Origin of the sequence: Psychrobacter lutiphocae DSM 21542, assembly GCF_000382145.1 — a bacterium.
Taxonomy (GTDB): Bacteria; Pseudomonadota; Gammaproteobacteria; order Pseudomonadales; family Moraxellaceae; genus Psychrobacter; species Psychrobacter lutiphocae.
This window is the reverse complement of record NZ_KB907637.1, coordinates 42215-68007: the sequence shown is the minus strand read 5'-3', so window position 1 is coordinate 68007 and position 25793 is coordinate 42215. Positions and strand designations below refer to the sequence as shown.

Here is a 25793-nt window from a genome sequence, read left to right as displayed (position 1 = left end):
CCCGTGCTCTTGGTTTAGATTCAACTTTTGATAGCTTCAGAAAGTCGTGATCGCTTAACTTATGATTTCTAGGCGTTATTTTTGGCATACTGGCGTCGTAATAGTAAATAATAATTTATTATATATTATTTCTTGGAATTGGTATTAGATAATTGCTGCGTGGTTAGCTCATAACAAACATGTCTATCTTTATCATCGCTAACTTTCTTATCAATACGTTTAGGTGTGATATCTACCAGCCATTTACTGTCCTTTTTGGCAAAGACGACCAACCTATCTTGACGCCAAGCCTTTTGTTCAATGAGTTTACTATCGCTAGGTCTTGGCATGCCTTCAACCAAGCCTATATCAACTTTTAATTGTTCTACTTCACTGACCACATCACGAGTATTACCAATAAAGAACTCAACTTTGGCATCAGGTCTATTTCCATAAATTTGCTGAATTAATGATGGTAAAACGTAGTTACCAATTGTGGTGCTTGCTCCAATATGGATACGTCCTGCCTGATATTGATGATACTGCTCTAAGGTTAAGCACTGACTCATGATGGCTTGAGCCTGAATATAAATGGCATCTGCATTATCGTTGCGATGCAATCGCCGCCCTATCCGTTCAAATAACGGCATTTTTAATCTATCTTCCAGCTCAGTCAACGCACTACTCACTGCTGACTGGGACAAATGCAATTGCTCACTGGCCGCACTGGTACTACCAGTTTGATAAACACTAATAAATACTGACAGCTGCTTTAAAGTTATTTTGGGTAATAAAGCACGCCCAGCGTTTAACTGGTAAGAATCCATAAGCTGGTTAAGTCTTGAGACTGGCATATTTAGAGCCTTACTAAGTTAATAGAAAACAATGGGGTGTTACCGAATATACCTTAACCTATTTTATCGATAAAAACTATCTAATCAATCTGTTTTATTAATATAAGAAAAAGGAATATAGTAATTCTCAAATAAAGAAACCTTAATGATTTTGAGCTTAATAACGTTTAAATAAGAAAGCGAGTATTCCCATGAGAGCTTATCATGCCCCTTTTAAAACTGACGCCACTCAGCATATAAATAAAAACAGAACTTCAAATCGATTATCCTTGCCTGCCTTATTGGATAAAATCCTTGGCGATTATCTGCCAAAGCGAACGCATTTATTAGGATTACTGCTGGTGTTATTAGGTAGTTTGACCAGCATTTGGCTCAATGATCGTATTCAAATGTGGACTGACGGTAAGCTACTGGGGCTTTCCTCTTTAACGTTAGCAATTTTGATAGGCATGGTGCTAGGCAACAGCGTTTATCCAAAACTATCAGCCACACTCTCATCTGGCGTAACTTTCTCAAAAGGTCAGATATTGCGCTTAGCCATAGTGCTCTATGGTTTCAAAATCACGCTTACTCAAGTGGCTAGTGTTGGTTTGTCAGCGGTTGCCATCGATGCTTTGGTGTTAACCTCAACTTTTACCTTAACTTATATATTGGGTACAAAATGGCTAAAAATGGACCGATCAACCACCATGCTTATCGGTTCTGGTGCCAGTATCTGTGGTGCGGCCGCTGTTATCGCAGCTGAGCCAGTGGTAAAAGCTGAATCACATAAGGTCACTATTGCCGTTGCCACTGTCGTGGTGTTTGGCACGCTATCAATGCTGTTATACCCCCTATTTTATCAACTCGGTTGGTTTGCAGGTTTGCTCGATGCGCAACAGTATGGGGCTTATATTGGTTCAACTATTCACGAAGTAGCACAAGTTGTGGTGGCGGGTAATGCTATTAGTTCTGAGGTTGGTAATACCGCAGTAGTGACCAAAATGATACGTGTCATGATGCTAGCGCCCTTTTTATTAATATTGTCTATTTTTATCACCGCTAATACAGATAGTGACAATACTGTCAAAGTTAAAAACCAGGCAAAAAACAACACTGAAAACCACACCATATCTTTTGACACTAAGTTCAACGCCCAAAATTCGTTAGCTAAAACCCCATTTTTGAGCCGACTTAAACAAATTCATATCCCTTGGTTTGCCTTTGTTTTTATCAGTATGGTCGCCATTAATTCGCTACTTACTGCCTATACCACCCCTATGATCACTACTTTTACTGGGCTTATGATAGATTTAGACAATCTACTATTGACTATGGCTATGTTTGCATTGGGTTTGACCACGCATCTTAGCGCTATTAAACAAGCCAGTGTTAAACCCTTAATATTAGCCTCGATAATGTTTATTTGGCTTATTGTAGGAGGAGCGATGATTAATATAGTAGTCAGTATGTTCTCAAGCTAGGCATCAATAGTCCTATACAGCTTTTCATATCAAGCCAGCACTATCAGTTGTAGTCCTACACTTTAGTCGCTGGCTTTTTTGTCCATACTTTTTTTGTCCATACTTTTACCTATCGCCTTTTTTATCCTTTTCTTTCATGCATTTAGTACTTGCTGTTTGCCCTCTACCCTTTAATACGTTTAATGATATCCCCATATCGCTTATAATAGGCACAACTTTACTCCCTCTGATTCGATTTTAGTTTTTAAAGCCCTTTTTAACCCGCAAAAGCTAGCTGATATAATAGGTGAACCCATGACTCAAACCCATCAAAACAGCCAAACTAACAACAGCTCAGTTAAAGCTAATGTTCCTGAACTACTTTGCCCTGCTGGTACTTTTAAAAATATGCAGTACGCCTTTGCCTATGGGGCTGATGCTGTTTATGCTGGACAGGCACGTTATAGCTTGCGGGTACGTAATAATGATTTTGATGAGGACAATCTACGTCGTGGTATTGACTACGCGCATAGCTTGGGCAAGAAGTTTTATGTGGTGGTCAACATCCAAGCGCATAACGCCAAACTAAAAACCTTTATAGAAGACATTCGCCCCGTTGTCGAGATGAAGCCAGATGCGCTAATCATGTCTGATGCTGGCATGATCATGATGGTACGTGAACATTTCCCAGAGATGGAAATTCATTTGTCGGTGCAGGCCAATGCGGTGAACTGGGCAACGGTTAAGTTTTGGAAACAGATGGGAGTCAGCCGTGTCATTGTCTCTCGAGAGTTATCTTTAAAAGAGATTAAACAAATCATCGATGAAGTGCCTGGTATAGAGATTGAAGTCTTTGTGCATGGTGCGTTATGCATGGCTTATTCAGGAAGGTGTCTGCTTTCTGGCTATATCAATAAGCGGGATGCCAACCAAGGCACTTGCACCAATGCTTGCCGCTGGAGCTACAACACTTACAAGGCCAAAGAAAATGAAACGGGTGATATAGTCCCCGTTCAGTCGTATAATCCTAAACAAAACTCAGATCAAAACCCAAAACAACAAAACAACCCCAATCAAATCGAAACCGTAAATTTAAACGGCGATGCAGTGATGGGCGATGATTATATACAGCAACCAAGCGATGAGGTGGTGTTATTAGAAGAACAAAATCGTCCAGGTGAGCTGATGGCCATGTATGAAGATGAGCATGGTACCTATATCATGAACTCCAAGGACTTACGTGCCGTTGAGCTGGTACCTGACCTGACTGCAATGGGAGTGCATTCACTGAAAATTGAAGGTCGCACCAAGTCACACTATTATGTGGCACGTACCGCACAAGTTTATCGTCAAGCGATTGATGATGCGGTGGCTGGTAAGCCGTTTGACGAGTCTTTAATTGGTGCTTTAGATGGACTGGCAAACCGTGGCTATACGGAAGGTTTCTTACGCCGTCATGTTCATAGCGATTATCAAAACTATGAGTATGGTGCTTCAAAAACGGATCAGCAGCAGTTTGTCGCTGAAGTCATTGAGGTCAATAACGACAAGCTAACGCTAGAGATTAAGAATAAGCTTGAAGTTGGTAATACCATTGAAATTATGACGCCTAAAGGCAATGTCACCTATACGCTTGAACAGATGTGGGACAAAAAAGGCAATCCAATTGAAGCCGCATTAGGCTCTGGCTGGGTGGCACAGATTAACAATCCGTTTAAAGATATGGATCAAGACAGCTTACAGTTTGCGTTAATTATGAAAAATGTTAACCAAGCGATTTTTAGTTAGGGCGTATCCCTAATTCGGTGGTACTTTTTTATATTTTAATGAACCCAATTCACATTTAATAAACCTGATGCACACTATGCAACCATGCCAGCTACCATGATACCTAAAATGCTCAAGTTTACGCCTACTTTAATGTTACAAGCCATATTGCTCATTATTGGCTTGGTGTTGATGATTGATTGTGCCTTATTAATTGCTGCTGATAAGATCAACTTTGGCACTGTGGTTCCATTTTTTATTGGGCTTATTTTTGCCATTCATGCTGTTTTTTGGCAGAGTATCCTTGTCTTCTTGAATCATCATAGCTGGCTAAAAAACATCAGCAAAGCGCTATGGATAGGCTTTGGATTATGGCTGGTTAGCTTTATCATCTTTGCCATCACCTTGCAGTATAATATTGAAAAAAGCCAAACACCACTACAACCAGTGGATGCTATTATTGTGCTTGGTGGTGGTATTCAAAATGGTGTGCCGTCACTGACATTGGCCAGCCGATTGGACACAGCTGCTGCACTAATTAAGCAGCAACCTGAGGCGGTAGTTATCACCAGTGGTGGTATTGGTATTGGTGAGACACGCAGTGAAGCAGAAGCGATGGCACAGTATTTATATGCATTGCAAAATGTACCTCTCCAGCATGTAGTTCAAGAGGCACACAGTACGAGTACCGAAGAGAACTTCTTATTTAGCCAAGCCTTGTTACAACAACATGGGGTAAGTCTGTCTGATCCGATTGCAATCGTGACCAGTGACTTTCATATTCCACGCGCCAAGGCCATTGCGCATCATCAAGGTTATGACAACTTAGTCACACTCGCCAGCCCAACCCCTTTATCAATTCGTTATAATGCTTGGTTCCGTGAGTATTTTGCGTACATTAGTGGCTGGCTGCTTGGTGAATATTAATAAGTCAATATTCTTATGTTTACGATAACCACATCTAACAAGATAACCATATCTAACAACAGGAGCAACTACTATTGGCACTTAAAATTACTTCTGATTGTATCAACTGCGATATATGTGAGCCTGAATGCCCAAATGAAGCGATCAGCTATGATCAAAAAGGGCAAAAAACCTATGTTATAGATCCCGACTTGTGCACTGAGTGTGTCGGTTTTTATGATGAACCAACCTGTGACAAGGTGTGCCCTATTGACTGTATTATTCCAGATCCAGAACGCATTGAAAGCGATGAGGCGTTGCGCCAAAAGCATCAGCGCATTTGGGACAAATACTGATTATCAATGACATTTATTAATCCTATTCTGTTCCTGTTATGCATCCTCTAACTTTCCTCTTTTAGCTGAGCGCTGATGACTTAGAATTGCTCGCTCCATGCTAAAATAGCTTCAATAATGGCAAACTGACGAATGTCTGTGGTCATAGTCACATCATAGTTATGGACATAGGCCACCGCCATATTACGTTCTAGATCACACCAAGCCACCGAGCCGTTATAACCCATATGCCCAAAGGTGTGCTGCAATATATCCGCATCCTGACAGCGACTAAACAAACGATGATAGCCAAGACGCCACTGCATACTGTTTGGATGCGTGGCTGGCATGATGGCATCAGCGCCTTTGATATAAATCTTTGATAGAGTATCAAATACCTCTGAACGTATTAACTGCTTACTCTGCCACTGTCCCTTATTGGCAAGCATCGCGTATATTACAGCAAGTGCTTGCGCTGAGGCGACATTATTTGCTGCGGGTATTTTTGCCATCAAGGCTTCGGCAGTATAATAATTAAAACCAGAACGCCCCGCTGGTACCAAGGCATATTTAAAGTCCTGTATTTTAATATGACTCATATCAAGATACAGCTTAGCAATATCAGCTGTCGTTAATGACTGAGTATTGGGCTTTATATCATCTTGACTTTGACTTGCGCCTTGTGCTTGTTGCCAACAGCCATAGCTAGGTAAGCTTTGATATACCTTCAGTACCTCTTCACTATCTAGGCGTAATTTTGGCTTTGTACTTCTTCTTTTAGCTGTTTTTTGTTCACTATTTATATCAGCGCCGTCCGCTTCACTTGCGACAGGCAATCTCATTAGCTCATCAAAATCATCAAAGTTTTTAACAAGTGTGGCAACCTGATCTACCTTATCTGCTGGCACACCAAAGTAAACACTATCAGCAATGCCTAACGGCTCGGTCAAATAATGAGCCAAAGCTTCATTTAGCGGCATAGCAGTCACTTTTTCGATCAGACCGCCCAGCACCCAACCTGACACCAATGCACTATACGCACTTTCGGCATTATCATTGAAAGTAGCTTGTGGCGCCAGCTGCTCGATACGCTCCAGCATCAACTCCCAATGGATCATGTCATCAGCTGAGTGAGTAATTTGTTGAATATTAAACAAACCAGACCTGTGCATTAATACATCAATCAAACGTATGTCTTGCTTGCCATTGGCCGCAAACTTTGGCCAATAATGCGCGATGCGCTGCTGGTAATCGAGTAATTGATTGCTAACGAGCACATGTATTAAGGTGACCAATACCCCTTTACCCGTAGAAAAATTAAGCGATAAAGTCTGCTTATCCCACGCTTGATAGGGTGTGGCCTCACCGATACAGGTTTGGGCAATGAGCTGACCATCTTGATAAACCACAACACAGCCTCCGGCCGGCATGTCCTCTAGTTGCAACTCTTGCATCAGTTGGGTTAGTTTCTGTTGTAAAGTTGAGGCTTGGGGTGTTGGCATACAGTCACCTTATCTATTAAAGTCATTTATCACGTCTGTCTTTAGTTTTTAATTCTATTTTCGATAAAACCAGCGCTTAGCGTGGCACCAATAAGCGCATATAGACCTCTTGCTCTAAGTCCTCTAAACCATGATCTTTACCGCGCTGCATGGCGGTATCCATCTTGCGACCACGTAACCAACCTGCTCTTAGTGCCATACATGCACCAACTTTATTACCACTGTCACAGTGCAACAGCGTTTTTTTGCCATGATGTGCGCGCAATACCTTATCAAACTCTAATAAGTTAAGCTGCTTTAGATCATCCGCATCGACAATCGGCAAATGCGTATAGCTCATCCCTTGAGCCTCTACTGCTGCTTTTTCATCAAAGCTTAGCTCAGCTTCAGGCTGTAAGTTGATAACATGCTCAATGCCTGCTTCGGCAAGCTTGGCAACCATCTCTGGTGTGAGGCTACCACTGACCACAGTATTGGCATCTGGAAACTTGGCATTATTGAGCACAGACTCAAGCGCCTGTTGCAAGGATGGTTTGGTTGTTGTGTCTGTATCTGTGTTGAAACCCGTATCTGTTGCATTTAAATCTGCATCATTTGCCATAACAACTCCTTTAAACGGCAGAAAATTCAGCTAAGAGCACTCCCCTAGCTGAATTTTAAACATAACTGTCCAATTAACTTTTATTTACTGTTATAAACTTAAGCTGACTAACTTAAACTTAATTTCTAACAGCCTGATTATAGCTTTTTAATCTCGCCGGCCAAATGTGGCTTATCGTTTTTAGCACTATATAAATCAAAATGAATACTGTTTGATTCATCTAATTTACGTAGGTTTTGACCAATTAATTCGACTTCAGAAGGCAGTAAAATCGGCAGCTTAAACGACACATTCACCGTATAGGCTTCTGGTAGATCCATAAAACTTAAACATTTTGCTTTTGACCACATACCATGGGCGATCGCGGATGGAAAACCAAAAGCTCTGGCCGTAATTGGATGAATATGTATTAAATTAAAATCACCTGAGACCTTGGCATAGCGACGGCCGATATCTTCTGGAACTGCAAAAATATGATGCAAATCATCTAAAGTAGCCACTGACTTTTCATGAACAGGTCTGGCTTTTGCCTTGGCTCTATCTTCCGCTGTTCTTTTGGTTTTTTGACGTGACAAATAGGTCGAAGTACCTTCCCACACCAACTCTTCACCACTATGAATCTGAGTGACAAAGTCAAACTGCTGACCTTTATCATGATCACGCAAATTTGCAAAACTTACCGTCATAGATACCACTTCTGAGTCAGCGATACGGCGGTGCTGGGTCACTGAGTTTTCGACATGAACCAGACCTAACATGGCAAATGGGAACGGCTCGTCAACCATCATATTCATTTGTAACGCTTGTGATAGCACGGCAAAATAAGTCGGCGGTACTTGCCCATTGTCAGCAAAACCACAGATACGGCGGTAATCTTGTAAATTCTCTTTATCAATGCTCAGATTCTTTACTTCATAAGTTGCCGTTGGTAATGTGGTTTTTTCACCCTTTTCGGCTTTACCCACAACAGGCAATAAAGACTTAATGATCTTGCCATAAGTTTTATGGGCTTCAGGCAGGCTTCTAAATTCACGGGTTGTCATAGTAGTTCCTTTATCTTGATATCAATGTAGCTTCAGTGCTGAGTTGATTTTAATGATATTTTATTAAATATTGATCTTGTGTTTAGTTAAGGATGACAGTCAAGTTTATTAGGGCTTGTATAATTTATTAGGACTTGTATAAATAATAGATGCAATTAGCACAGCGACAAAAAGAGCCATCTAGCTGATGGCTCTCAAAGTGTACCTATTAATTAAATTAATATAATAATAAAACCCATACAACTTGAGTAGCCTATCTATATTAACAGTTTAAGCGTCTATTTACAGCATAAAACCTGACAACTAATAGCAATTAAACCTGCTAACTTATCACTAAATTAATGGCTACTCCAAGTCTATTAAGCACCTAACAAGCTTTGTCCACAGACGCGTACAATATTTGCATTCACACCGCCTGAAGCAGGTGCAGCTAACCAAGCGATAGTTTCTGCAACATCGACCGGCAAACCACCTTGGCTCATTGAATTCATACGGCGGCCCGCCTCACGGATAGTCAATGGAATAGCTGCTGTCATTTGGGTTTCGATAAAGCCAGGTGCCACTGCGTTGATAGTTATCGCTTTGCCATCTGCTTTAAGTTTTTTCGGTGTGGCTTTTACCAGACCAATCACACCAGCTTTTGAGGTAGCATAGTTAGTTTGACCAAGGTTGCCAGCGATACCTGAGATAGAAGATACACAGACAATACGTGCGTTATCAGTCAACACATCATTATCAAATAGATAATCATTAATCATTGCAATGCTTTGCAAGTTAATGTCGATTACCATATCCCACTGCTTTTCATCCATTTTGGCTAAGGTTTTATCACGAGTTACCCCAGCATTATGGACGATGGCATCTAGACCACCACGCTTGGCAGCTGCTTCACCGATTTTTGCACCTGCGTCATCTGCTGTAATATCAACTGCTAAGGTTGAACCGCCAATCTCACCAGCTACACGTTGCAAATCTGCCAGCTGTGCAGGGATATCTAAACAAATAACATGAGCACCATCACGAGCCAGAACACGTGCAATTGCCTCGCCAATACCGCGGCTAGCACCAGTAACTAAGGCTGTCTTACCAGCCATCGGCTTAGCCCAATCGACATCAACAACTGTGCCACTACCCACACGTACCGCTTGACCTGAAACATAAGCTGAACGAGCAGAGATAAAGAAGCGCAACGTTGACTCAAGGTTATCTTCCGCATCTTCACTGACATAGATAACTTGTGCGGTAATGCCTTTTTTGAACTCTTTACCAACAGACTTGATAAAGCCTTCTAGCGCTTGCTGTGACAAGGTCTTACCAATGCGGTCACACTCTTCTGGTGGGCGACCTAATACAATCACACGACCTGATTTTTCAATTTGACGAGCAATAGGATGGAAGAATTCATATAATTCTTTTAAATCAGGTGCATGTGCAATATTAGTAGCATCAAAGATAGCTACTTTGTATTTATCACTATGCCCATCACTATTGTTAGCTTCAATACCTGCTTCAGCTAAGACATTGTTGTGAGGGTCATCACCAGCAACATAAACAGATGCTTGCAGTCCATTTAGAATTTTGGCAACTGCAGTACTGACTCGCGAATCATCACCTGAAGCAGAACCAAAAATCACATCACCACGCACAACTCTTGCACCTGGCTCATAGCGGTCTAATTTAGTAGGCAATGGCAGCCCTAAATTTTTGGCTACTTTTTTACCTAAAGGTGATTGAACAAATTCTCCGTAACGATCTGACATAATATCTCCTATTTATTTGATATTGTTTTGGTTATTTGACTTTACTTTTTGATTTGACTTTGATCTCACGACTTTGATTTCACGCTGTCGCTTTTATATTAACAATTCGATTAAACTTTTTGCTGGATTAAAAAACTGTTCGCTCGATTAAAAAGTGTTTGCTCGATTAAAAAGCTATCTGCTTAAAAAGTAATGCGCTTAGAATAATAATGCTATTGGTCTGTGTAATTTTCAAACGCCTACTGACCGCAATTGGTAAAAAACAACGACTCACCAGTTCAACTTTTATCCGTCTGTTAAGCAAAGACCGGTATATCCTCCTAACCTAACGGCAATCAGATGCTGACAATCAAAACGATATCTAGCTTAACACCTTTATTTCACGGTGTTTCAATGTTCCTGTAAACAAATGTATAGCAAATTTAATCGTGTAACACTCACTTCACACTTGTCACCAATCTCACACCAATACACACGATCAGTGATTGCCTATTATTAGCGATGTGATAAAATAAAAAACCTAATGTTATGATTGCACACAGTAAACATAACATTATATTATTATAGAGTAAGTTCCGACACAATACTTTAGTAACAATGTTAAAATAACCTCGATAGTTAAAATAACCTCGATATAATGACTTCCTAGTACGAGTTAATGCCTTACTACAAAAAGAAGTCGCTAATACCGATATCTGTTATACAGCCCCTAGCCAATATGATATCAAATGACTTATTTATAAGGATATAGACTTAAAATGAGCAATTCAAAAAAAACCAACAAACAAGCTGCGTCAAAAAGCTCTGTTACTTCAACTGTGGTAAGCAAAGATGGTGAAGCCTTGCTAGATGAGACTCAAACTGCACAAAACGAAACAATAAATAACTCAGTGGACTTTTCCAAACTACAAAAAGAAGTCGCTAATACTGAAAAATCCGAGGCAGATGCGGTTATCAGTGAAGACAGAGCAGCAAAACAAAAAATAATTGCTGACGCCAAAGCGCAAGCCGAAGAAGATGACAACTTGTCACAACCAGATGCGCCAGAAGCCGCAAACAAAAAGCCGGAAGCAAAAGCTGAGTCTAAAAGCGATACTAAAACTGAGTCTAAAAGCGATACTAAAACTGAGTCTAAAAAAGCTGAATCTGATAAGGCTGAGAAAAAAAACGCTAAAATGCCAGAAATTGAAAAATCTGAAAAACCAGCAGAACCAAAAGCTGCTAAACCTGAATTAAAAACTGAAACAAAAGCTGAAGATCAAGCAGCAACAACCCCTAACCAGGTAGCTCCTGCCAAAACTAACACCACAACAAACAATAAGGAAATCCCTATGTCAAACGAAACAAAACTTCCACGCCGCGTCGCTATTTTAGGCGGTAACCGTATCCCATTCGCCCGTTCAAATGGTGCCTATGCAGATGCCAGCAACACAGACATGTTAAGTGCTGCTCTAAACGGCCTAGTAGAGCGCTATGAGCTACAAGGCGAGCGTGTTGGTGAAGTGGTCGCAGGGGCTGTATTAAAGCTAAGCCGTGACTTAAATCTAACGCGAGAATCTGCACTAAACACAGCACTTGACCCACAAACTCCAGCTTATGACGTCTCACAAGCCTGTGGTACTGGTCTACAAGCCACCTTTGCTTCAGCCAACAAAATTGCCCTAGGTATCATCGATTCAGCCATTACTGGTGGTGTTGATACAACTTCTGATGCCCCTATCGCAGTAGGTGATGGCCTACGTAAAGCACTGATCAAACTAGGCGCTGCCAGAACCAACAAACAACGCTTGACTGCCCTAACCAGCATCAACCCAAAAGATCTAATTGATGCCCCACAAAATGGTGAGCCACGTACTGGACTATCTATGGGTGAGCACCAAGCCATCACCGCCCTTGAGTGGAATATCTCACGTGAAGCACAAGATGAGTTGGCAGTAAACAGCCATCATAATCTTGCTCGTGCTTATGAAGACGGCTTCTTTGATGATCTAATCACCCCATTCAAAGGTCTAACCCGTGACAATAACTTGCGTCCTGACTCTTCATTAGAAAAATTGGCAACATTAAAACCAGTATTTGGTAAAAATAATGCCAACCCAACTATGACAGCCGCCAACTCTACACCACTAACTGATGGAGCTTCATGCATCCTATTAGGTACAGATGAGTGGGCAAAAGAGCATGGTCTAAAACCATTGGCTTACATTGCACATCAAGAAACAGCAGCGGTCGACTTCATTGGTAAGAGTGGACCTAAAGAAGGGTTATTAATGGCGCCGGCTTATGCCGTACCTCGTATGCTTGAGCGTGCTGGTTTAACCTTACAAGACTTTGACTTTTATGAGATTCATGAAGCATTTGCCTCACAAGTCTTATCAACATTGGCCGCTTGGGAAGACGAAACTTTCTGTAAAGAGCGCCTAGGTCTAGATGCACCACTAGGGTCAATTGACCGTAGTAAACTAAACGTCAATGGTTCATCATTGGCCGCTGGTCACCCATTTGCGGCAACAGGTGGTCGTATCCTAGCCACAGCTGCTAAATTATTAGATCAAAAAGGTGGTGGCCGTGCACTAATCTCTATCTGTGCTGCCGGTGGTCAAGGTGTGACTTGTATTCTTGAAAGATAAGATTTTTAAAAGATCTTGAAAGAAAGATAAGCCTAATCGCTTAATTTCTTAGCAAATATATGCACACCATAAAAAAGAGCCTAAACTGAATTTGGGCTCTTTTTTTATCGATTTATGTTTTCTATGTTTTTATAACTGATAAAAATAACTGCTAAAAAATCGTCATCAATAAAATAAAAACTATAAACGGGCAAGCGACGCCATCAAATGATCATAAGCTATCTTATCTTGTACATTTTGTTTACAAGACAATTTGATATCATCTATTTCTGCTAACAAAGCACAAATAGATTCAAGCGGAAGTTGCAACAGTTGTGGCTCAAACTGCACATCCCTCTGCAAACTTGCTATTCCTAGGTTATAACGACTGATATCCATCAGCATAAACTCTGATAGCTTAATAAAATCGTCTATTTCTAGTGTTTTTTGCCAATAATCGCTGGCCGCAATACTACTACGCCGACCTGATCTCAACGCCATCCATGCATTAAGCCAAATTTGACGGAATCCATACCAAGCACTGGTCAGCATCTTCAAAGCCGTTAGCGGTGCACCATTAGCTAGGGCCAACGCCTGATTAATTTGTTGTGCAAGATTACTCTCATCAGTATATTCAAACAAGGCCTCTGTTTTAACCTGTTGCATCAAATATGCTTGCACCGATTGCACAGCAGTTGGCGCAACTGCCACCTGCTGTACCCGACTTTTAATGGTCGGCAACAAGCGGGTGGGCATATCAGATATCAGCAAAATATGGACACCATCCCTTGGTTCTTCTAGCGTCTTCAACAAGGCATTGGCTGCTGCAACTGTCATTTGATCAGCATTATCTATCACACATACTCGGCGACCGCTGCTACCTTGACTAATAAAGGGAAGTAGCTGGCGAATATCCTCTATTTTTATTGTAGTTGATAAAGCTGGGGTGGTTGCTTTATTGCTTTTTGTTCCTTTAGTCGCTTTTTCAGAAGCAGAAGTTTTTTTATTTTTAGATTTACTATTATCACCTGCCATGCCTGCATATTGTGACTCTATCTCTGTTGGTAAACTGGCGACTGGCAACACTTGCAAATCAGGATGTGTACCTGATGTCAGCCACTGACAACTTTGACAGTGACCACAACCACCCTGCTCACTTGCTGGCTTGGTCAGATTTTGATCTCGATACTCACACAATAGCCAAGCGACAAAACGCCAAACAAATGCCCGCTTCCCGATGCCTTGCATGCCAGAAAATAGTAACCCATGCGGTAGCCTGTCATAACGGGCAAGTAACCGTGCCCATGCCTGCTGTTGCCAAGGAAATATAGGTGCAAAATAAACACTTGGTTGGCTTTGTTGGGTATGCTGATTCATAAAAATGCCACTTGCTTGGTTAACACCTGCTGAAGATTAACTGCTAGCAGATTATTGTAGCACACTAATAGGCAGCGCATTTAATCGATCTAAGTCTTGCTGTATATCAACCCCAGGAGGCAGCTGAACGCTGGCCTGATCTATTGCAATTTTGCCACCATTTTCAAGGACGCGTAGTTGCTCTAGGCTTTCCAATGTTTCTAATGATCCAGCAGGCCAACATACAAAGTCCTGTAATAGTTTGACACGATAAGCATAAATACCCAAATGACGGTAGGCATTTTTTGGAACCCTTAACTGAATTGCTGGTGCTTGGCTTGCCATCGCGCTTGCCGTATTATCCGCATTATTAGAGTTAGAGTTGGCAGCAGATTGCGCCATGACCTGCGCATGATCTCGATCACAAGGAATGGGAGCACGGCTAAAATAAAGCGCTTGTTGCTGATTGTCAGTTACTACTTTTACCACAGAAGGGCGTATAAATTCAGCATAATCAATAATGGGCTCATATAACGTCGCCATCACACACTCGGGTTTATCAATTAGCAGGTCTTTTACCTGTTGCAACAACTGTGGCGGTACTAATGGCTCATCACCTTGCATGTTCACCACAATGTCCTCAGCATCCCAGCCCTTGATTTGCGCCACTTCACTTAACCTGTCCGTACCAGACGCATGGGCAGCATCGGTCATCACCACATCATAGCCCGCTTGCTGACATACAACTGCTATGCGCTCATCATCGGTGGCAATACATAAGTCATCAGCGAAAGTAGCTTGGCTTGCTTTTTGTGCCACCCATAAAATCATCGGCTTACCATGAATCTCTAGCAAAGGCTTGCCGGGCAAACGACTACTTTGAAAACGAGCAGGTATCACAATATGCACTTTTGATTTTGATAATTTTGATAACTTAGAGGATGTAACGGTAGATTGTGACGCACGCATTTAACTTCTCACTGTTGTGGTTACTAGACTTTTTATTTTTAAGATTGGTTGGTCATTTAAGTATCAAACAATTCCCCTAACGAACAATTCCCCTAACGAACAGCTTTCTCAATAAGACAGGACAGACCCATTAATCAGACAACACCTTTAGCGCCTTGAGCTGTTGTCTCAGCCAAATATAACAGCTATCTGATAGCTGAGCCTGTACTGGCAGCACCCAGATAGATCTTTGTTTTAGCAATGGATTATTGGCAACCAGTGGCGCTATTTTGACCGCATCTTTGGCCGTCACCACCACAGGATAGTCTGATAACGGCAACAAATCAGCCTCGCTAAACTGGTGATGATCTGGCATCGGCTTTTTTATCACCTGATAGCCCAAACTGGTTAAAGTATCAAAAAAACGTTGCGGATAACCGATACCACTCATGGCATAGACCTGATTGTTTGCGCTATTTGGATTGGGCTTATCTTGCGCGCTTTGATTGGCTAATAAAGGCTCCAACGCATTGGGCATCAGTTGCATAGTAAGTCTATCAGAGACATCGGATACAGGTTGCTGACTGCTAGCAAGGCTGTTATGCGGTGCAGGTTTTTGATGAAAAATCACCGTACCTTGTTTTAATCGAGACAAAGGCTCACGCAAAAAGCCAGTTGGCAACAGCTGTTTATTACCAAAACCGCGACCACTGTCCACCACAATCCATTCAATATCACGCTGCAATTTATAGTGTTGTAACCCATCATCGGCAATAATTAACTGAGTATCGGGTTGCTGCTTCAGTATTAATTCAATGGCCTGCTGGCGATTGGGGCATACCGCAACACAAGCCTGAGTTTCACGGAAAATCAAACAGGGCTCATCCCCTACTTGCTCTGGACGACTGGTTGCAGTGACCACTTTCGGCATCACAGACTCATCACCACCATAACCTCGGCTTATCACCCCGACCCTGATATCTTGTGATTGCAAATACTTTACCAGCTCAATAATCAGCGGTGTTTTACCACTGCCACCAAGAGTAATATTGCCTACCACCAACACTGGAATAGGCGCTTTATAGCGAGAAAGCAAGCCTTTGTCATATAGTTGACGGCGCACCAATACAACCGCACCATACAACCAACTGACTGGTAATAATAGCCATAGCCACCAAGCCTGTGCTTGCCATGCTGCAACCATTTTTAATTCAAGACTAGGCCTAGACTTGCTAAGCTGACTTGCTGTTGGGTGCTTATGCTTACTCATTATTATCTGCTATCTATGTTGCCTAACTAAGAACCATAATTACTCATCTGCTGTTCAGCAAAATCCCTATCATACATATGCGCATATTGACCTGACAGTGCCATTAACTCATCATGAGTACCCATTTCGATGACGCGTCCTTTATCCAGCACCACAATTTTATCAGCAGACTCAATGGTAGTTAGTCGATGCGCAATGACCAAAGTGGTTCTATCTTGCATGATATTTTCTAATGCTTGCTGAATAAAATATTCAGACTCATTATCTAACGCACTAGTCGCCTCATCTAAGATTAAGATAGGTGCATCTTTTAATAAGGCACGCGCGATAGATAAGCGCTGACGTTGCCCACCTGATAACTGTAATCCTTCTGCACCAATAGAGCTGTTATAACCTTCAGGCAACTGCATAATAAAATCATGTGCAAAAGCTGACTTAGCAGCAGCAATTATCTGCTCCTCACTCTTATCTGCCAGATCACCATAAGCAATATTATGACGGACAGTATCATTAAACAACACTACTTGCTGATTTACCATGCCCACTTGTGAGCGCAATGACGTTAATGAAATATTTTCAATAGGTACGCCATCAATATAAATACAACCCTGACTTGGCTCTAAGGTTCGAGTTAATAGGTTAACCAAGGTAGTCTTGCCAGCCCCACTTTTACCCACAAACGCAACGGTTTCACCAGCTTTAACAGTTAAGCTAAAGTCTTGTAAAGCAATGGTGCCATCTGGATACTGTACTGCTACATTATCAAAAATGATTTCACCATCAACCCGCTCTAATATGGTGCCACTAGCATCTTCCTCAAGTTCATCGAGCAGCGCAAAGATAGACTGACCTGCGGCAATCCCACGCTGCAACTTTTGATTAACATCAGTCAAGCTACGTACTGGCTTACTAATCAGACCCGCAGCTGTTAAATAAGCAATAAACTCGCCTGCGGTGGTATTGGCAATCACCTCTGGGCGCAAAGCTAACCAGATAACTATTGATAATGCACTGGCCATCAGTAATTGTACAGCTGGCGTATTAATACTATTGGTCACCACTATCTTCATGCCTTGTTTTAAGTTCTCTAACGAGGCACGTTCAAAGCGTTTCTGCTCATAGGTTTGACCACCATAGTTTTTGACTACTTGATAACCACCAATGATCTCATTGGTAATATGACTCACATCACCCATGGTCTTTTGGATACCCATCGATAAGTTTAAATAGCGCTTAGAAGCTTTTTGGACAAGCCATAAAATAGGTGGCAATACCAAAAATAAAATTAACGTCAAACGCCAATTGGAATACATCAGATAGCCTAACAATGCCAATACAGTTAAGCCGTCACGCAACAAGGTTTTTAATGAATCTGTACTGGCGGCAGTGACCTGCTCAACATCAAAGATAAGCTTAGATGAAATGGTGCCTGATGGATTTTCTAAGAAAAAAGAATTAGGTAGGCGTAACAGCTTTTCAAACACCTCCACCCTTAGCTGATAAACCAAGTTACGTGAGATCAACGCTGAAAAGTAATTACCTAAAAACGTACCAAAACCACGGATAGTAAATAACACCACGATTAAAAAAGGAAATAAATTGCGCTGACTTTGGGTACCTGTGTTAATGGCGTCGGTAATAAACTGAATTAGCTTAGCAATACCAATTTCAGTCGCTGAATTAATAACAAATCCTAAAATAGTCAGCAAAATAGCCCACCAGTAAGGCTTGACGTATTTTAACAATCTAATATAGGTTTGAGTGCGTGTTGGTTCAGGCTGACTATTAGCAACACCAGATTGTAGCTGTTGGTTTGCTTGTTGGTCAGATTTTTTAGAAGTTGACGCAGCATCCTTGGTTGATGTAGTGGTCATCATATGCCTTTTTTAAGTTGCGTAGGGTGCGGCTAACGCTTAAGATTTGAAATGTTGTAACAAAGCATCCAGCTCTTCTGGACTATGAAAGAATATCTCCATACTACCTTTACCATCTTTCTTTTGTTTTAATTTAACGGTCGCCCCCAAATAATCTGATAGCTGCTTATTCAGTCGCTCTACTTCAGCGTTACTTTGCTGTTTACGCTTGTCCTCTTTTTGTGGGTTTAAAATAGACTTAACCAGCTTCTCTGCCTCTCTTACTGTCATAGAAGCATCGATAATTTTTTCTGCAATAATTGGCTGTTGCTCAGAAGACAAAGACAATAATGCACGTGCATGCCCCATATCTATCTTACCATCATTTAAATAAGTCTTAACGTCTTCATGCAAGTGATTAAGTCGCAACAAATTAGACACTGTGGTCCTGGCCTTACCGACAACATCGGCAATCATCGCATGACTCATACCAAACTCAGTATGAAAGCGCTGTAAGGCAGCAGCCTGCTCGATAACAGATAAGTCTTCACGCTGAATGTTTTCAATTAGCGCCAGTGCAATAGCCAACTCATCGGATAATGCACGTTCAATAGCTGGTATTGTCGTTTGCCCTGCCAGCTTAGCAGCCCGCCAGCGACGTTCACCAGCAATAATTTCATGCGTAATACTATCGGCAACCTTCTCTTCAGTCGCTAATAATGGACGAATAACTATTGGTTGCATCACACCATGTTGCTTGATAGAAGAGGCCAACTCACTCAAAGCAGTTTCGCTCATATCACGTCTTGGCTGATATTTCCCTGCTTGAAGACGCTCAACATCTATCTGCACTAAGGTCATCTCTTCATCTAAAAGATCTTTACCAGTTTTTACTACTGGCTCAGCTTTTGTGGTATCTGTGGCTTTTTTTCTGCCCGTCGTTTTTTTTGACTCTACCACCTGCTGTGTAGCTTTTGCACCACTATTTTCTATGTTGCGATCACTGTTAAGCGTGCTGTCATCACGTAAAGCGGCTGCGGTGATGGCTTTTTCTTTTTTAATAGACCCGAGTAGAGCATCTAACCCTCGGTTTGCAGCTAATCCACGCTTTTTTGCCATGTTGGTTATCCTCTACTACCTGCTTACCTGAATCTATCCAGTTGCTTGGTTTTATTTAGCTATACCTAGGTGAGTTATGCTTAGATTGATGTGTCGCTATATTGATTTATCTCGGACAACAAAACCTTAGCACAATAAAACACAACCAAACAACAGTCAAGGTCATCAATATTTAATTTCGTTCAATCTGTAAAACTTTAAATACTCAACAACTATTTTTGGGCTGTCCATTGTAATGAACTGTGCGTAGCTTGCAAGGGCAATACACATTTTAATTATAATCTAAGTAGTTCTCTGACTATACTTAGTTAAGCCCGTACAGTACCACATAAACAACAAACACATAAACAAGGCTCAGCAATAAGCTCTCGGGACTCGATAGTAACTAAAACCAAGAACCAAGTAAAACCAAGAACCAAGTAAAACCAAGAACCAAGTAAAACCAAGAACCAAGCTGATTAAGCTAAGGGTGATTGCTGACTTTGCTTAATCACTTCTGAGGCCAATTTGCGATATGCCTGCGCCCCTTTTGAGCCTTTTTCATAGGATAGTACCGGCACACCATGTGCTGGTGCTTCCGCCAAACGTACGTTTCTTGGGATGATGGTAGCAAACATTAAATCACCAAAATGCGCCTCTAATTCAGCAGATACATCATTGGCCAATGTATTACGTGAATCAAATAACGTTCTTAATACCCCGCGAATATGAAGTTTTGGATTTAACTCTTTGAGTCTATCTATGGTTTGTGACAAATCAGCCAATCCTTCAAGTGCATAATACTCACACTGCATTGGAATAATGACGCCTTGGGTAGCCACCATCGCATTAATGGTTAACAAGTTTAAGCTTGGCGCACAATCAATAATGACATAATCATAACCTTCAAGCGACCCCATCGCCTGACTTAATAATAAATGACTGTCGCTTTTGTTCATTAAGGTAATATCAATACCAGATAAATCTCGATTAGCGCCAACCACATCAAAACCAGCTGGACTTTGATAAATAGCGTCTGTTAGTGCAATACCATCTAACAGTACATCAGCAATGCTCAACGGCAACTCTCTTTTTTCTAGCCCAGTCCCTGATGTGGCGTTTCCCTGTGGATCTAAATCAATGAGTAATACTTTTTTGCGTCTAGCAGCCAAGCTAGCAGCTAAGTTCACTGCTGTTGTAGTTTTGCCGACACCGCCTTTTTGATTTGCAATTGCCAATATTTCCATAGGGTTACTCTATTACCTCAATAAAAGCAAGGATGATATGCGTTGAAGTTGATAATTGATTTGATTATTGTTTGTTAAAAGTCAATTATTATATTATTAATAGTTTATTGTTAAGGGTTAATGCCTAACAATGAGTGGTTAATAGTTATGAGTGGTTAATAGTTAATAGCAGCCAGTTATTATCAGCCACTATAATTGTAGTCAGATAAATGAGTTACAAGGCAACCGAGTACAAGTACTACTGAAGTAGGCTAAACGAGCCGCTGTAACTCTTTTAAACGGCTGTGACTATCATAGCAAAAGCATAGCAAAAGCATAGCAAGTAATAATAACAGCAATTAGAGCAATCAGATTATATTAAGCTTATCAGTTAAATAAGCTTATATAGATTAGTCAAATGACGGGTCTCATTCAAAAAAGGCACAGCTAATGCTACATTTTCAATCTGCCAAGTAGCAACTAAGCTTGCCGTATCTTCTTCCTCTGGTGCTAATCCTTTCATTGCTTGCAACCACCCACCTTTAGCAAGGGCTGGCTCAGCAGCAGCCACAAAATCTGTTAAACTAGCAAAAGCTCTGGAAGTCACTACTGCAAACTTTTGTGCCTCTTCAAGCTCAAAGTTTTCAATACGGCTGGCCACAGGGGTAACATTATTTATTTGAAGCTCTGTGATAGATTGGCGAATAAAGCGAATCTTTTTTTGGTTACTATCTAGAACCGTCACTTCACGCAGTGGCTCACAAATAGCCACCACAACACCAGGCAACCCAGCCCCTGTGCCGATATCTAGCAACTTACCTGACTTTAAATGCGGTAAAATAGCCAAGCAGTCAATAATATGTTTAATTAAGGCCTGTTTTGGCTGCTTAATAGCCGTCAAATTATAAGCTTTATTCCAAAATAGCAGCTTATCCAAGTACAACAACAGCTTAGTTTGTTGCTCAGCAGTGATGCTAAGTTTAAGCTGTGTAATCGCTTGTGATAACAGCTGATTTAGCTCATCATATTGAGAATGTATTACGTTAAAATCAGTGGGGTTTATCATTTTATCATTACCATACCGTATTATAATGCCAGCAAAGTCCAAGCCAACAAATTAAATAACTCTGGTATTTTCCAATCAATTTGTGACATTTTATGAAAACTTTATCAAATCAAGCCAAGCTAGCCGAACATTATAACACGTTCACAATTTTTTTAGATGTTATCAAACCAGCATCTAAGTAGTAATTTTCCTAGATTTGGCACTGCCAAAAAAAATAAGCTAATTAAACTATGTCAAACTCAAAAAAACACAATTTAAAAAAATACAGTAAAAAAATGCAAAACCGTCAAAATATTGCCAAAATAATCAATGACTGCAAAGTCGCACCTGCACAACTAAAAAAATACAGTGACAGCAGCATCTTGCCAAAATCTACCAAGCTGGCACCTAATCTAGATTTAAACTTTGGTCAAGACCGAGCAGTACATGCGTTGCAAACGGCTTGTGCCATTAAGGCTACTGGCTATCATGTTTTTGCTGCTGGTGAAAACGGCTTAGGTAAACGCACCTTTATTCAGCATTATCTTCACCAATATGGCGTACCACAAGCACCTTTGGTTGAATGGGTCTATGTGGCTAACTTCAAACATCCCCAACAACCAGTTGCCCTAGCTCTAGGCAAAGGGGACGCACAGCTATTGACCACAAAATTAACCGAAATTTGGCAACAGCTATATCTGAGCTTATCACAAAAAGTCATCGATTCTAAATCTACAACCAAGATTGATGCCAATATCACAATTAATACTGATGCTAAGATAGCCAACACCAACACCAACATCAGCCCTAAACTGGTTAATACCGAGCAAACTAAAATAGCACAGCTACTACTAATACACGCACACCACTATGCTAAACCCTTATTTACAGACTTATATAACACCTTTGCCCACCATAGCAAACTTATAAACTATTTACAGCAATTACAAAAAGATATGCTGAATGAAGTGCTGGTCAAGGTGCTAACAGATACGCCAAGCCTCAGTCAGCTATACCAGTTAAACAAAGCTCAACAACAGCAAGAGTGTGGCAAAAAAAAGACTCAAATAGCTAATACACCCTTTTCTCTTTATTTGCCAGAAAAGTATCACCTACAAACGATGCTCAAGCACCCTGAGTCTCAACAGCCTGATCCTCAACACAAAGTCAGCCAGCATGGTGCACCGATTGTATTTGTGCCAAACCCAAGTTTGGCCAATTTGTTTGGGCGTATATATTGCAATCAAACTAATAATGTGACTAGCAAGCCACATACTAGCTCAGATGAGCTTTGGTTTTTATCTGACCACCACAATCCAAATCAAAATCAACCTCAAAATCCGCTTATCCAAGCGGGCGCGCTACATCAAGCCAATGGCGGCTATTTATTAATCGAAGCTCATCAACTTAACGACTATCCTGATGCTTGGCGAGCGTTAAAGTTAGCATTAAGATCCAATCAAATTGACTTTGACTATGCTCAACAGCATCGAAGTATCACTACACAGCCAAATCGTCCACTTATCACCCCAGAACCGATACCACTGGCAGTGAAGGTTATCTTGCTAGGTGATCCAGATTTATATGATATGTTTGCAGATCAAGATGTTGACTTTACCAGCTTATTTAAGATTCGTGCTGATTTCCATCCAGAAGTTGCTAGAACTGCCGCCAATGAACGGCAAATGAGTGCCAAACTAGCAGATATCATTGATAAATATCAAATTAATCATTTTGATGCCGATGCACAGGCAGTGGTACTAGAATATTTGAGCTTACAATCTGAAGATCAAAATAAGCTAAGCTTGCATGCAGACAGCCTTATTCAGCTGATGTTAGAAGCTAGCCGTCATGCAGACCTAGAAGCAAGCCATAGCAAAAAGCAGAGGCAGCAGTTAGTCAATGCCACCCATGTCAAACAAGCACTTAGCGACATGATCTACCGTAGCAGCTATCTAAAAGAGCTATATTTGCAGGACATCACCGATGGACAACAATTGATCAGCACTTCTGGTACTGCCATTGGTCAAATCAATGCCTTAACCATTATTGATTATGCCAATAGCGAGTTTGGAATGCCTGCTTTATTAACTGCAGTAGTACAAAACAGTGTCGGTTCTGGTGATATCTTAGATATTGAGCGTGATGTCGAGCTAGGTGGCAGTTTACATGCTAAAGGGATGTTAATTATGAATAGCTACCTGCGTGCTTTGTTTAGCCCCTACTATCCACTTAACTTCACCGCATCATTGGCCTTTGAGCAAAGTTATGCTCATATTGATGGTGACAGCGCAACCTTAGCAGAAGCCTGTGCCTTATTGTCTGCTCTAGCAGAGACTCCTATCTCGCAAGAGTTAGGAATTACAGGCTCTATGAATCAGCTAGGACGAGTGCAAGCAGTTGGAGGTATCAATACCAAGGTGGCGGGATTTTTTGATGCTTGTGTGCATCAAGGTTTAACTGGAAATCAAGGCGTTATTCTGCCTATTGCCAACATCTCACAACTCATGCTGCGTGATGATATCATTATGGCAGTCAAGGCAGGAAAGTTTCATGTTTATGGAGTAAAAACGTTAAGTGATGCATTGACCATCTTGGCAAATAAATCTGTCGATAGCAAAAATAAACACGGTCATTACCGTAAGTCTAGCTTATTTGGCAAAATTATTACAAACTTACAAAAATGGGAAGAGCAGCTAAACCCACCAGAGCAGACAGAGGAAGCAAGCAACTGCAATACAAGCACCATACCTAACAGCAAGCCAAAAATTAAGTCAAGAAGTAAACTAAAAACGAAAAACAAAACATAACCCAACCACAGCTCAACACATTGTCATTAAGGGTAATAGCATGGCTAATAACAAACAAGGTAACAACACCAAATCCAGCAAAAAAACCAACAATACATCCAGTAACAGCCACGACAGTGCTGGTAACAAAACCGCTACGACAGCACGTCAATGGGAGCTACTAAGCTTACTCCAACGAGGCAGCTGGCGAGGCACGCAGCACTTGCATGATCAATTGTTACTGGCTGGATTTGATATTAGTTTGCGCACTGTACAGCGAGATCTAAACGCCTTGGCCAAACGCTTCCCCATTGAAAAAAATAATGCCAACCCACAAGGCTGGCGCTGGCGTGATGATGCACCTGTACAAAGCTTACCACATATAAATTTATCTCAAGCAGTGGCCTTTAGTATGGTAGAAGCTAATTTAGTACAACTACTGCCCCCTGCTATCTTAGATGCACTTAGACCTTGGTTCGATTTAGCCAGACAACATCTTCGCAATAGTAATTCCAGTTATACTTGGCTAGATCGAGTGCGGATTGAGCCTGCTACCCAACCATTAATTGCACCAAAAATCTGTCGTGACTGCCAAGATGGTATTTACCAGGCCCTCTTTGAAAACCTACAAATCTATGCCCTTTATACCCCACGTAACAAAGATGTTGCTGGCGAATACTGGTTAAATCCTATTGCAATTATTCAACGTGGTGTTGTCATCTATTTATTGGCAACCAAAATAGATGATCCTGAACAAATCATACGTATTTTTGCCCTACACCGCTTTAGCTCAGTGACCGTTGAGGAGACAAATGCGATAATACCAACTGGCTTTGATTTAACTACCTATTTAGACTCAGGCGGTATGGGTTTTGCGCATTATTTGTTCAAAGATTTACCCAACCACGGCAAAAACACTAAAATTACGCTGGTTTTCCAAGGCAATGCCAGTACCAACTTATTAGAAAGTCGCTTGAGTGAAGATCAGCAGGTGGTTTTTGATCCAGAACATGGAACGCAGACCATTACCGCAACGGTTAACCTAACCTCACAGCTTGTTTGGTGGTTACGTGGCTTTGGCAAAAAGCTGCTGTCTATTGAGCCTGAGATTTTGGCAACTGCAGTATATCAGGATGATCCTGAGAGCTCTTAAATAAGGTTTTATACAGAGCCTATTAACCTTCACATAAAATGCTATAATCACATCCGTTAGCATCTTAATAACTTAGCATCTTAATAACTTAGCATCTTAGCAAGTAACATAATAGCATAGTGAATAGAGTTAGTAGATAAGACATAGTGTCTCACTCTCAACGCTTGATGTCGGCTGTGGCCCAGTATTTTAAATAAAAGGTCACATATCGCTAGACTAAAAGCCAGCTTACAATGAGTTTTAATAAGTTGAGGATG

At 41.2% G+C, this 25793-nt stretch carries 19 protein-coding genes; 7 read left to right on the top strand and 12 right to left on the bottom strand.

Annotation, left to right across the window (positions count from 1 at the left end):
* Positions 1-125: 125 nt before the first annotated feature.
* Positions 126-833 (bottom strand): LysR family transcriptional regulator, encoded by a 708-nt coding sequence (locus tag H140_RS14210; protein ID WP_019673059.1) that lies wholly within the window; start codon positions 831-833, stop codon positions 126-128.
* A 191-nt stretch (positions 834-1024) separates the two neighbouring features.
* On the opposite strand from H140_RS14210, the gene H140_RS0107555 reads away from it, so the two are divergent.
* The 4 genes from H140_RS0107555 (at position 1025) to H140_RS0107540 (ending at position 5304) form a co-directional block, all read left to right on the top strand.
* On the top strand, positions 1025-2296 hold the full coding sequence (locus tag H140_RS0107555) for a YeiH family protein (RefSeq protein WP_019673058.1): 1272 nt from the start codon (positions 1025-1027) through the stop codon (positions 2294-2296).
* 294 nt (positions 2297-2590) lie between these two features.
* Positions 2591-4063, top strand: coding sequence for a prephenate-dependent tRNA uridine(34) hydroxylase TrhP (trhP, locus tag H140_RS0107550; protein WP_019673057.1), 1473 nt, complete (start codon positions 2591-2593; stop codon positions 4061-4063).
* A 108-nt stretch (positions 4064-4171) separates the two neighbouring features.
* Positions 4172-4969 carry a YdcF family protein gene (locus tag H140_RS0107545; RefSeq protein WP_026348937.1) on the top strand — a complete coding sequence of 266 codons (798 nt, stop codon included), beginning with the start codon at positions 4172-4174 and terminating at the stop codon, positions 4967-4969.
* 74 nt (positions 4970-5043) lie between these two features.
* Positions 5044-5304: a YfhL family 4Fe-4S dicluster ferredoxin gene (locus H140_RS0107540; RefSeq protein WP_019673055.1), complete on the top strand. Its 261-nt coding sequence runs from the start codon at positions 5044-5046 to the stop codon at positions 5302-5304.
* Positions 5305-5384: 80 nt separating this feature from the next.
* Here the strand turns inward: H140_RS0107540 and H140_RS0107535 are convergent, their stop codons facing one another.
* The 4 genes from H140_RS0107535 to H140_RS0107520 all read right to left on the bottom strand — a co-directional run bounded on the left by H140_RS0107535 (position 5385) and on the right by H140_RS0107520 (position 10189).
* Positions 5385-6785 carry a serine hydrolase domain-containing protein gene (locus H140_RS0107535; RefSeq protein WP_019673054.1) on the bottom strand — a complete coding sequence of 467 codons (1401 nt, stop codon included), beginning with the start codon at positions 6783-6785 and terminating at the stop codon, positions 5385-5387.
* Between the two features lie 76 nt (positions 6786-6861).
* Entirely contained in the window at positions 6862-7386 is a 525-nt protein-coding gene (locus tag H140_RS0107530; protein ID WP_019673053.1) for a protein tyrosine phosphatase family protein, read from the bottom strand.
* A gap of 137 nt (positions 7387-7523) precedes the next feature.
* Entirely contained in the window at positions 7524-8429 is a 906-nt protein-coding gene (locus H140_RS0107525) for a MaoC/PaaZ C-terminal domain-containing protein (protein WP_019673052.1), read from the bottom strand.
* A 359-nt stretch (positions 8430-8788) separates the two neighbouring features.
* Entirely contained in the window at positions 8789-10189 is a 1401-nt protein-coding gene (locus tag H140_RS0107520) for a 3-oxoacyl-ACP reductase (protein WP_019673051.1), read from the bottom strand.
* A gap of 1025 nt (positions 10190-11214) precedes the next feature.
* Between H140_RS0107520 and H140_RS0107515 the strand changes: the two genes are divergently transcribed.
* The gene (locus H140_RS0107515) at positions 11215-12819 is read left to right on the top strand and encodes an acetyl-CoA C-acetyltransferase (RefSeq protein WP_455233765.1); all 1605 of its coding nucleotides are present in this window, start codon (positions 11215-11217) and stop codon (positions 12817-12819) included.
* A gap of 180 nt (positions 12820-12999) precedes the next feature.
* Here the strand turns inward: H140_RS0107515 and H140_RS0107510 are convergent, their stop codons facing one another.
* The 7 genes from H140_RS0107510 to rsmG form a co-directional block, all read right to left on the bottom strand.
* Positions 13000-14175 (bottom strand): DNA polymerase III subunit delta', encoded by a 1176-nt coding sequence (locus H140_RS0107510; RefSeq protein WP_019673049.1) that lies wholly within the window; start codon positions 14173-14175, stop codon positions 13000-13002.
* Positions 14176-14226: 51 nt separating this feature from the next.
* The gene (kdsB, locus tag H140_RS0107505) at positions 14227-15123 is read right to left on the bottom strand and encodes a 3-deoxy-manno-octulosonate cytidylyltransferase (protein ID WP_019673048.1); all 897 of its coding nucleotides are present in this window, start codon (positions 15121-15123) and stop codon (positions 14227-14229) included.
* Between the two features lie 130 nt (positions 15124-15253).
* Positions 15254-16372 (bottom strand): tetraacyldisaccharide 4'-kinase, encoded by a 1119-nt coding sequence (gene lpxK / locus H140_RS0107500; protein WP_019673047.1) that lies wholly within the window; start codon positions 16370-16372, stop codon positions 15254-15256.
* 26 nt (positions 16373-16398) lie between these two features.
* Positions 16399-18246: a lipid A export permease/ATP-binding protein MsbA gene (gene msbA, locus H140_RS0107495; RefSeq protein WP_019673046.1), complete on the bottom strand. Its 1848-nt coding sequence runs from the start codon at positions 18244-18246 to the stop codon at positions 16399-16401.
* Positions 18247-18285: 39 nt separating this feature from the next.
* Complete coding sequence (locus H140_RS0107490) at positions 18286-19344, bottom strand: ParB/RepB/Spo0J family partition protein (protein ID WP_019673045.1); 1059 nt, start codon at positions 19342-19344, stop codon at positions 18286-18288.
* A gap of 458 nt (positions 19345-19802) precedes the next feature.
* Positions 19803-20570, bottom strand: coding sequence for a ParA family protein (locus tag H140_RS0107485; RefSeq protein WP_019673044.1), 768 nt, complete (start codon positions 20568-20570; stop codon positions 19803-19805).
* 370 nt (positions 20571-20940) lie between these two features.
* Positions 20941-21615 (bottom strand): 16S rRNA (guanine(527)-N(7))-methyltransferase RsmG, encoded by a 675-nt coding sequence (gene rsmG / locus H140_RS0107480; protein WP_019673043.1) that lies wholly within the window; start codon positions 21613-21615, stop codon positions 20941-20943.
* Between the two features lie 230 nt (positions 21616-21845).
* Here rsmG and H140_RS0107475 point away from each other — a divergent pair, with 230 nt between their 5' ends.
* Together H140_RS0107475 and H140_RS0107470 are read left to right on the top strand one after the other, a co-directional pair.
* Complete coding sequence (locus tag H140_RS0107475; protein WP_019673042.1) at positions 21846-24404, top strand: Lon protease family protein; 2559 nt, start codon at positions 21846-21848, stop codon at positions 24402-24404.
* A gap of 40 nt (positions 24405-24444) precedes the next feature.
* The gene (locus H140_RS0107470; protein ID WP_019673041.1) at positions 24445-25536 is read left to right on the top strand and encodes a helix-turn-helix transcriptional regulator; all 1092 of its coding nucleotides are present in this window, start codon (positions 24445-24447) and stop codon (positions 25534-25536) included.
* Positions 25537-25793: the final 257 nt, after the last annotated feature.

Excerpts from the sequence above, each read along its gene's own strand:
- H140_RS14210 (WP_019673059.1), bottom strand. The coding sequence starts at position 833 with ATGCCAGTCTCAAGACTTAACCAGCTTATGGATTCTTACCAGTTAAAC.
- H140_RS0107555 (WP_019673058.1), top strand. The coding sequence starts at position 1,025 with ATGAGAGCTTATCATGCCCCTTTTAAAACTGACGCCACTCAGCATATA.
- trhP (WP_019673057.1), top strand. The coding sequence starts at position 2,591 with ATGACTCAAACCCATCAAAACAGCCAAACTAACAACAGCTCAGTTAAA.
- H140_RS0107545 (WP_026348937.1), top strand. The coding sequence starts at position 4,172 with ATGCTCAAGTTTACGCCTACTTTAATGTTACAAGCCATATTGCTCATT.
- H140_RS0107535 (WP_019673054.1), bottom strand. The coding sequence starts at position 6,785 with ATGCCAACACCCCAAGCCTCAACTTTACAACAGAAACTAACCCAACTG.
- H140_RS0107530 (WP_019673053.1), bottom strand. The coding sequence starts at position 7,386 with ATGGCAAATGATGCAGATTTAAATGCAACAGATACGGGTTTCAACACA.
- H140_RS0107525 (WP_019673052.1), bottom strand. The coding sequence starts at position 8,429 with ATGACAACCCGTGAATTTAGAAGCCTGCCTGAAGCCCATAAAACTTAT.
- H140_RS0107520 (WP_019673051.1), bottom strand. The coding sequence starts at position 10,189 with ATGTCAGATCGTTACGGAGAATTTGTTCAATCACCTTTAGGTAAAAAA.
- H140_RS0107510 (WP_019673049.1), bottom strand. The coding sequence starts at position 14,175 with ATGAATCAGCATACCCAACAAAGCCAACCAAGTGTTTATTTTGCACCT.
- kdsB (WP_019673048.1), bottom strand. The coding sequence starts at position 15,123 with ATGCGTGCGTCACAATCTACCGTTACATCCTCTAAGTTATCAAAATTA.
- lpxK (WP_019673047.1), bottom strand. The coding sequence starts at position 16,372 with ATGAGTAAGCATAAGCACCCAACAGCAAGTCAGCTTAGCAAGTCTAGG.
- msbA (WP_019673046.1), bottom strand. The coding sequence starts at position 18,246 with ATGACCACTACATCAACCAAGGATGCTGCGTCAACTTCTAAAAAATCT.
- H140_RS0107490 (WP_019673045.1), bottom strand. The coding sequence starts at position 19,344 with ATGGCAAAAAAGCGTGGATTAGCTGCAAACCGAGGGTTAGATGCTCTA.
- H140_RS0107485 (WP_019673044.1), bottom strand. The coding sequence starts at position 20,570 with ATGGAAATATTGGCAATTGCAAATCAAAAAGGCGGTGTCGGCAAAACT.
- rsmG (WP_019673043.1), bottom strand. The coding sequence starts at position 21,615 with ATGATAAACCCCACTGATTTTAACGTAATACATTCTCAATATGATGAG.
- H140_RS0107475 (WP_019673042.1), top strand. The coding sequence starts at position 21,846 with ATGTCAAACTCAAAAAAACACAATTTAAAAAAATACAGTAAAAAAATG.
- H140_RS0107470 (WP_019673041.1), top strand. The coding sequence starts at position 24,445 with ATGGCTAATAACAAACAAGGTAACAACACCAAATCCAGCAAAAAAACC.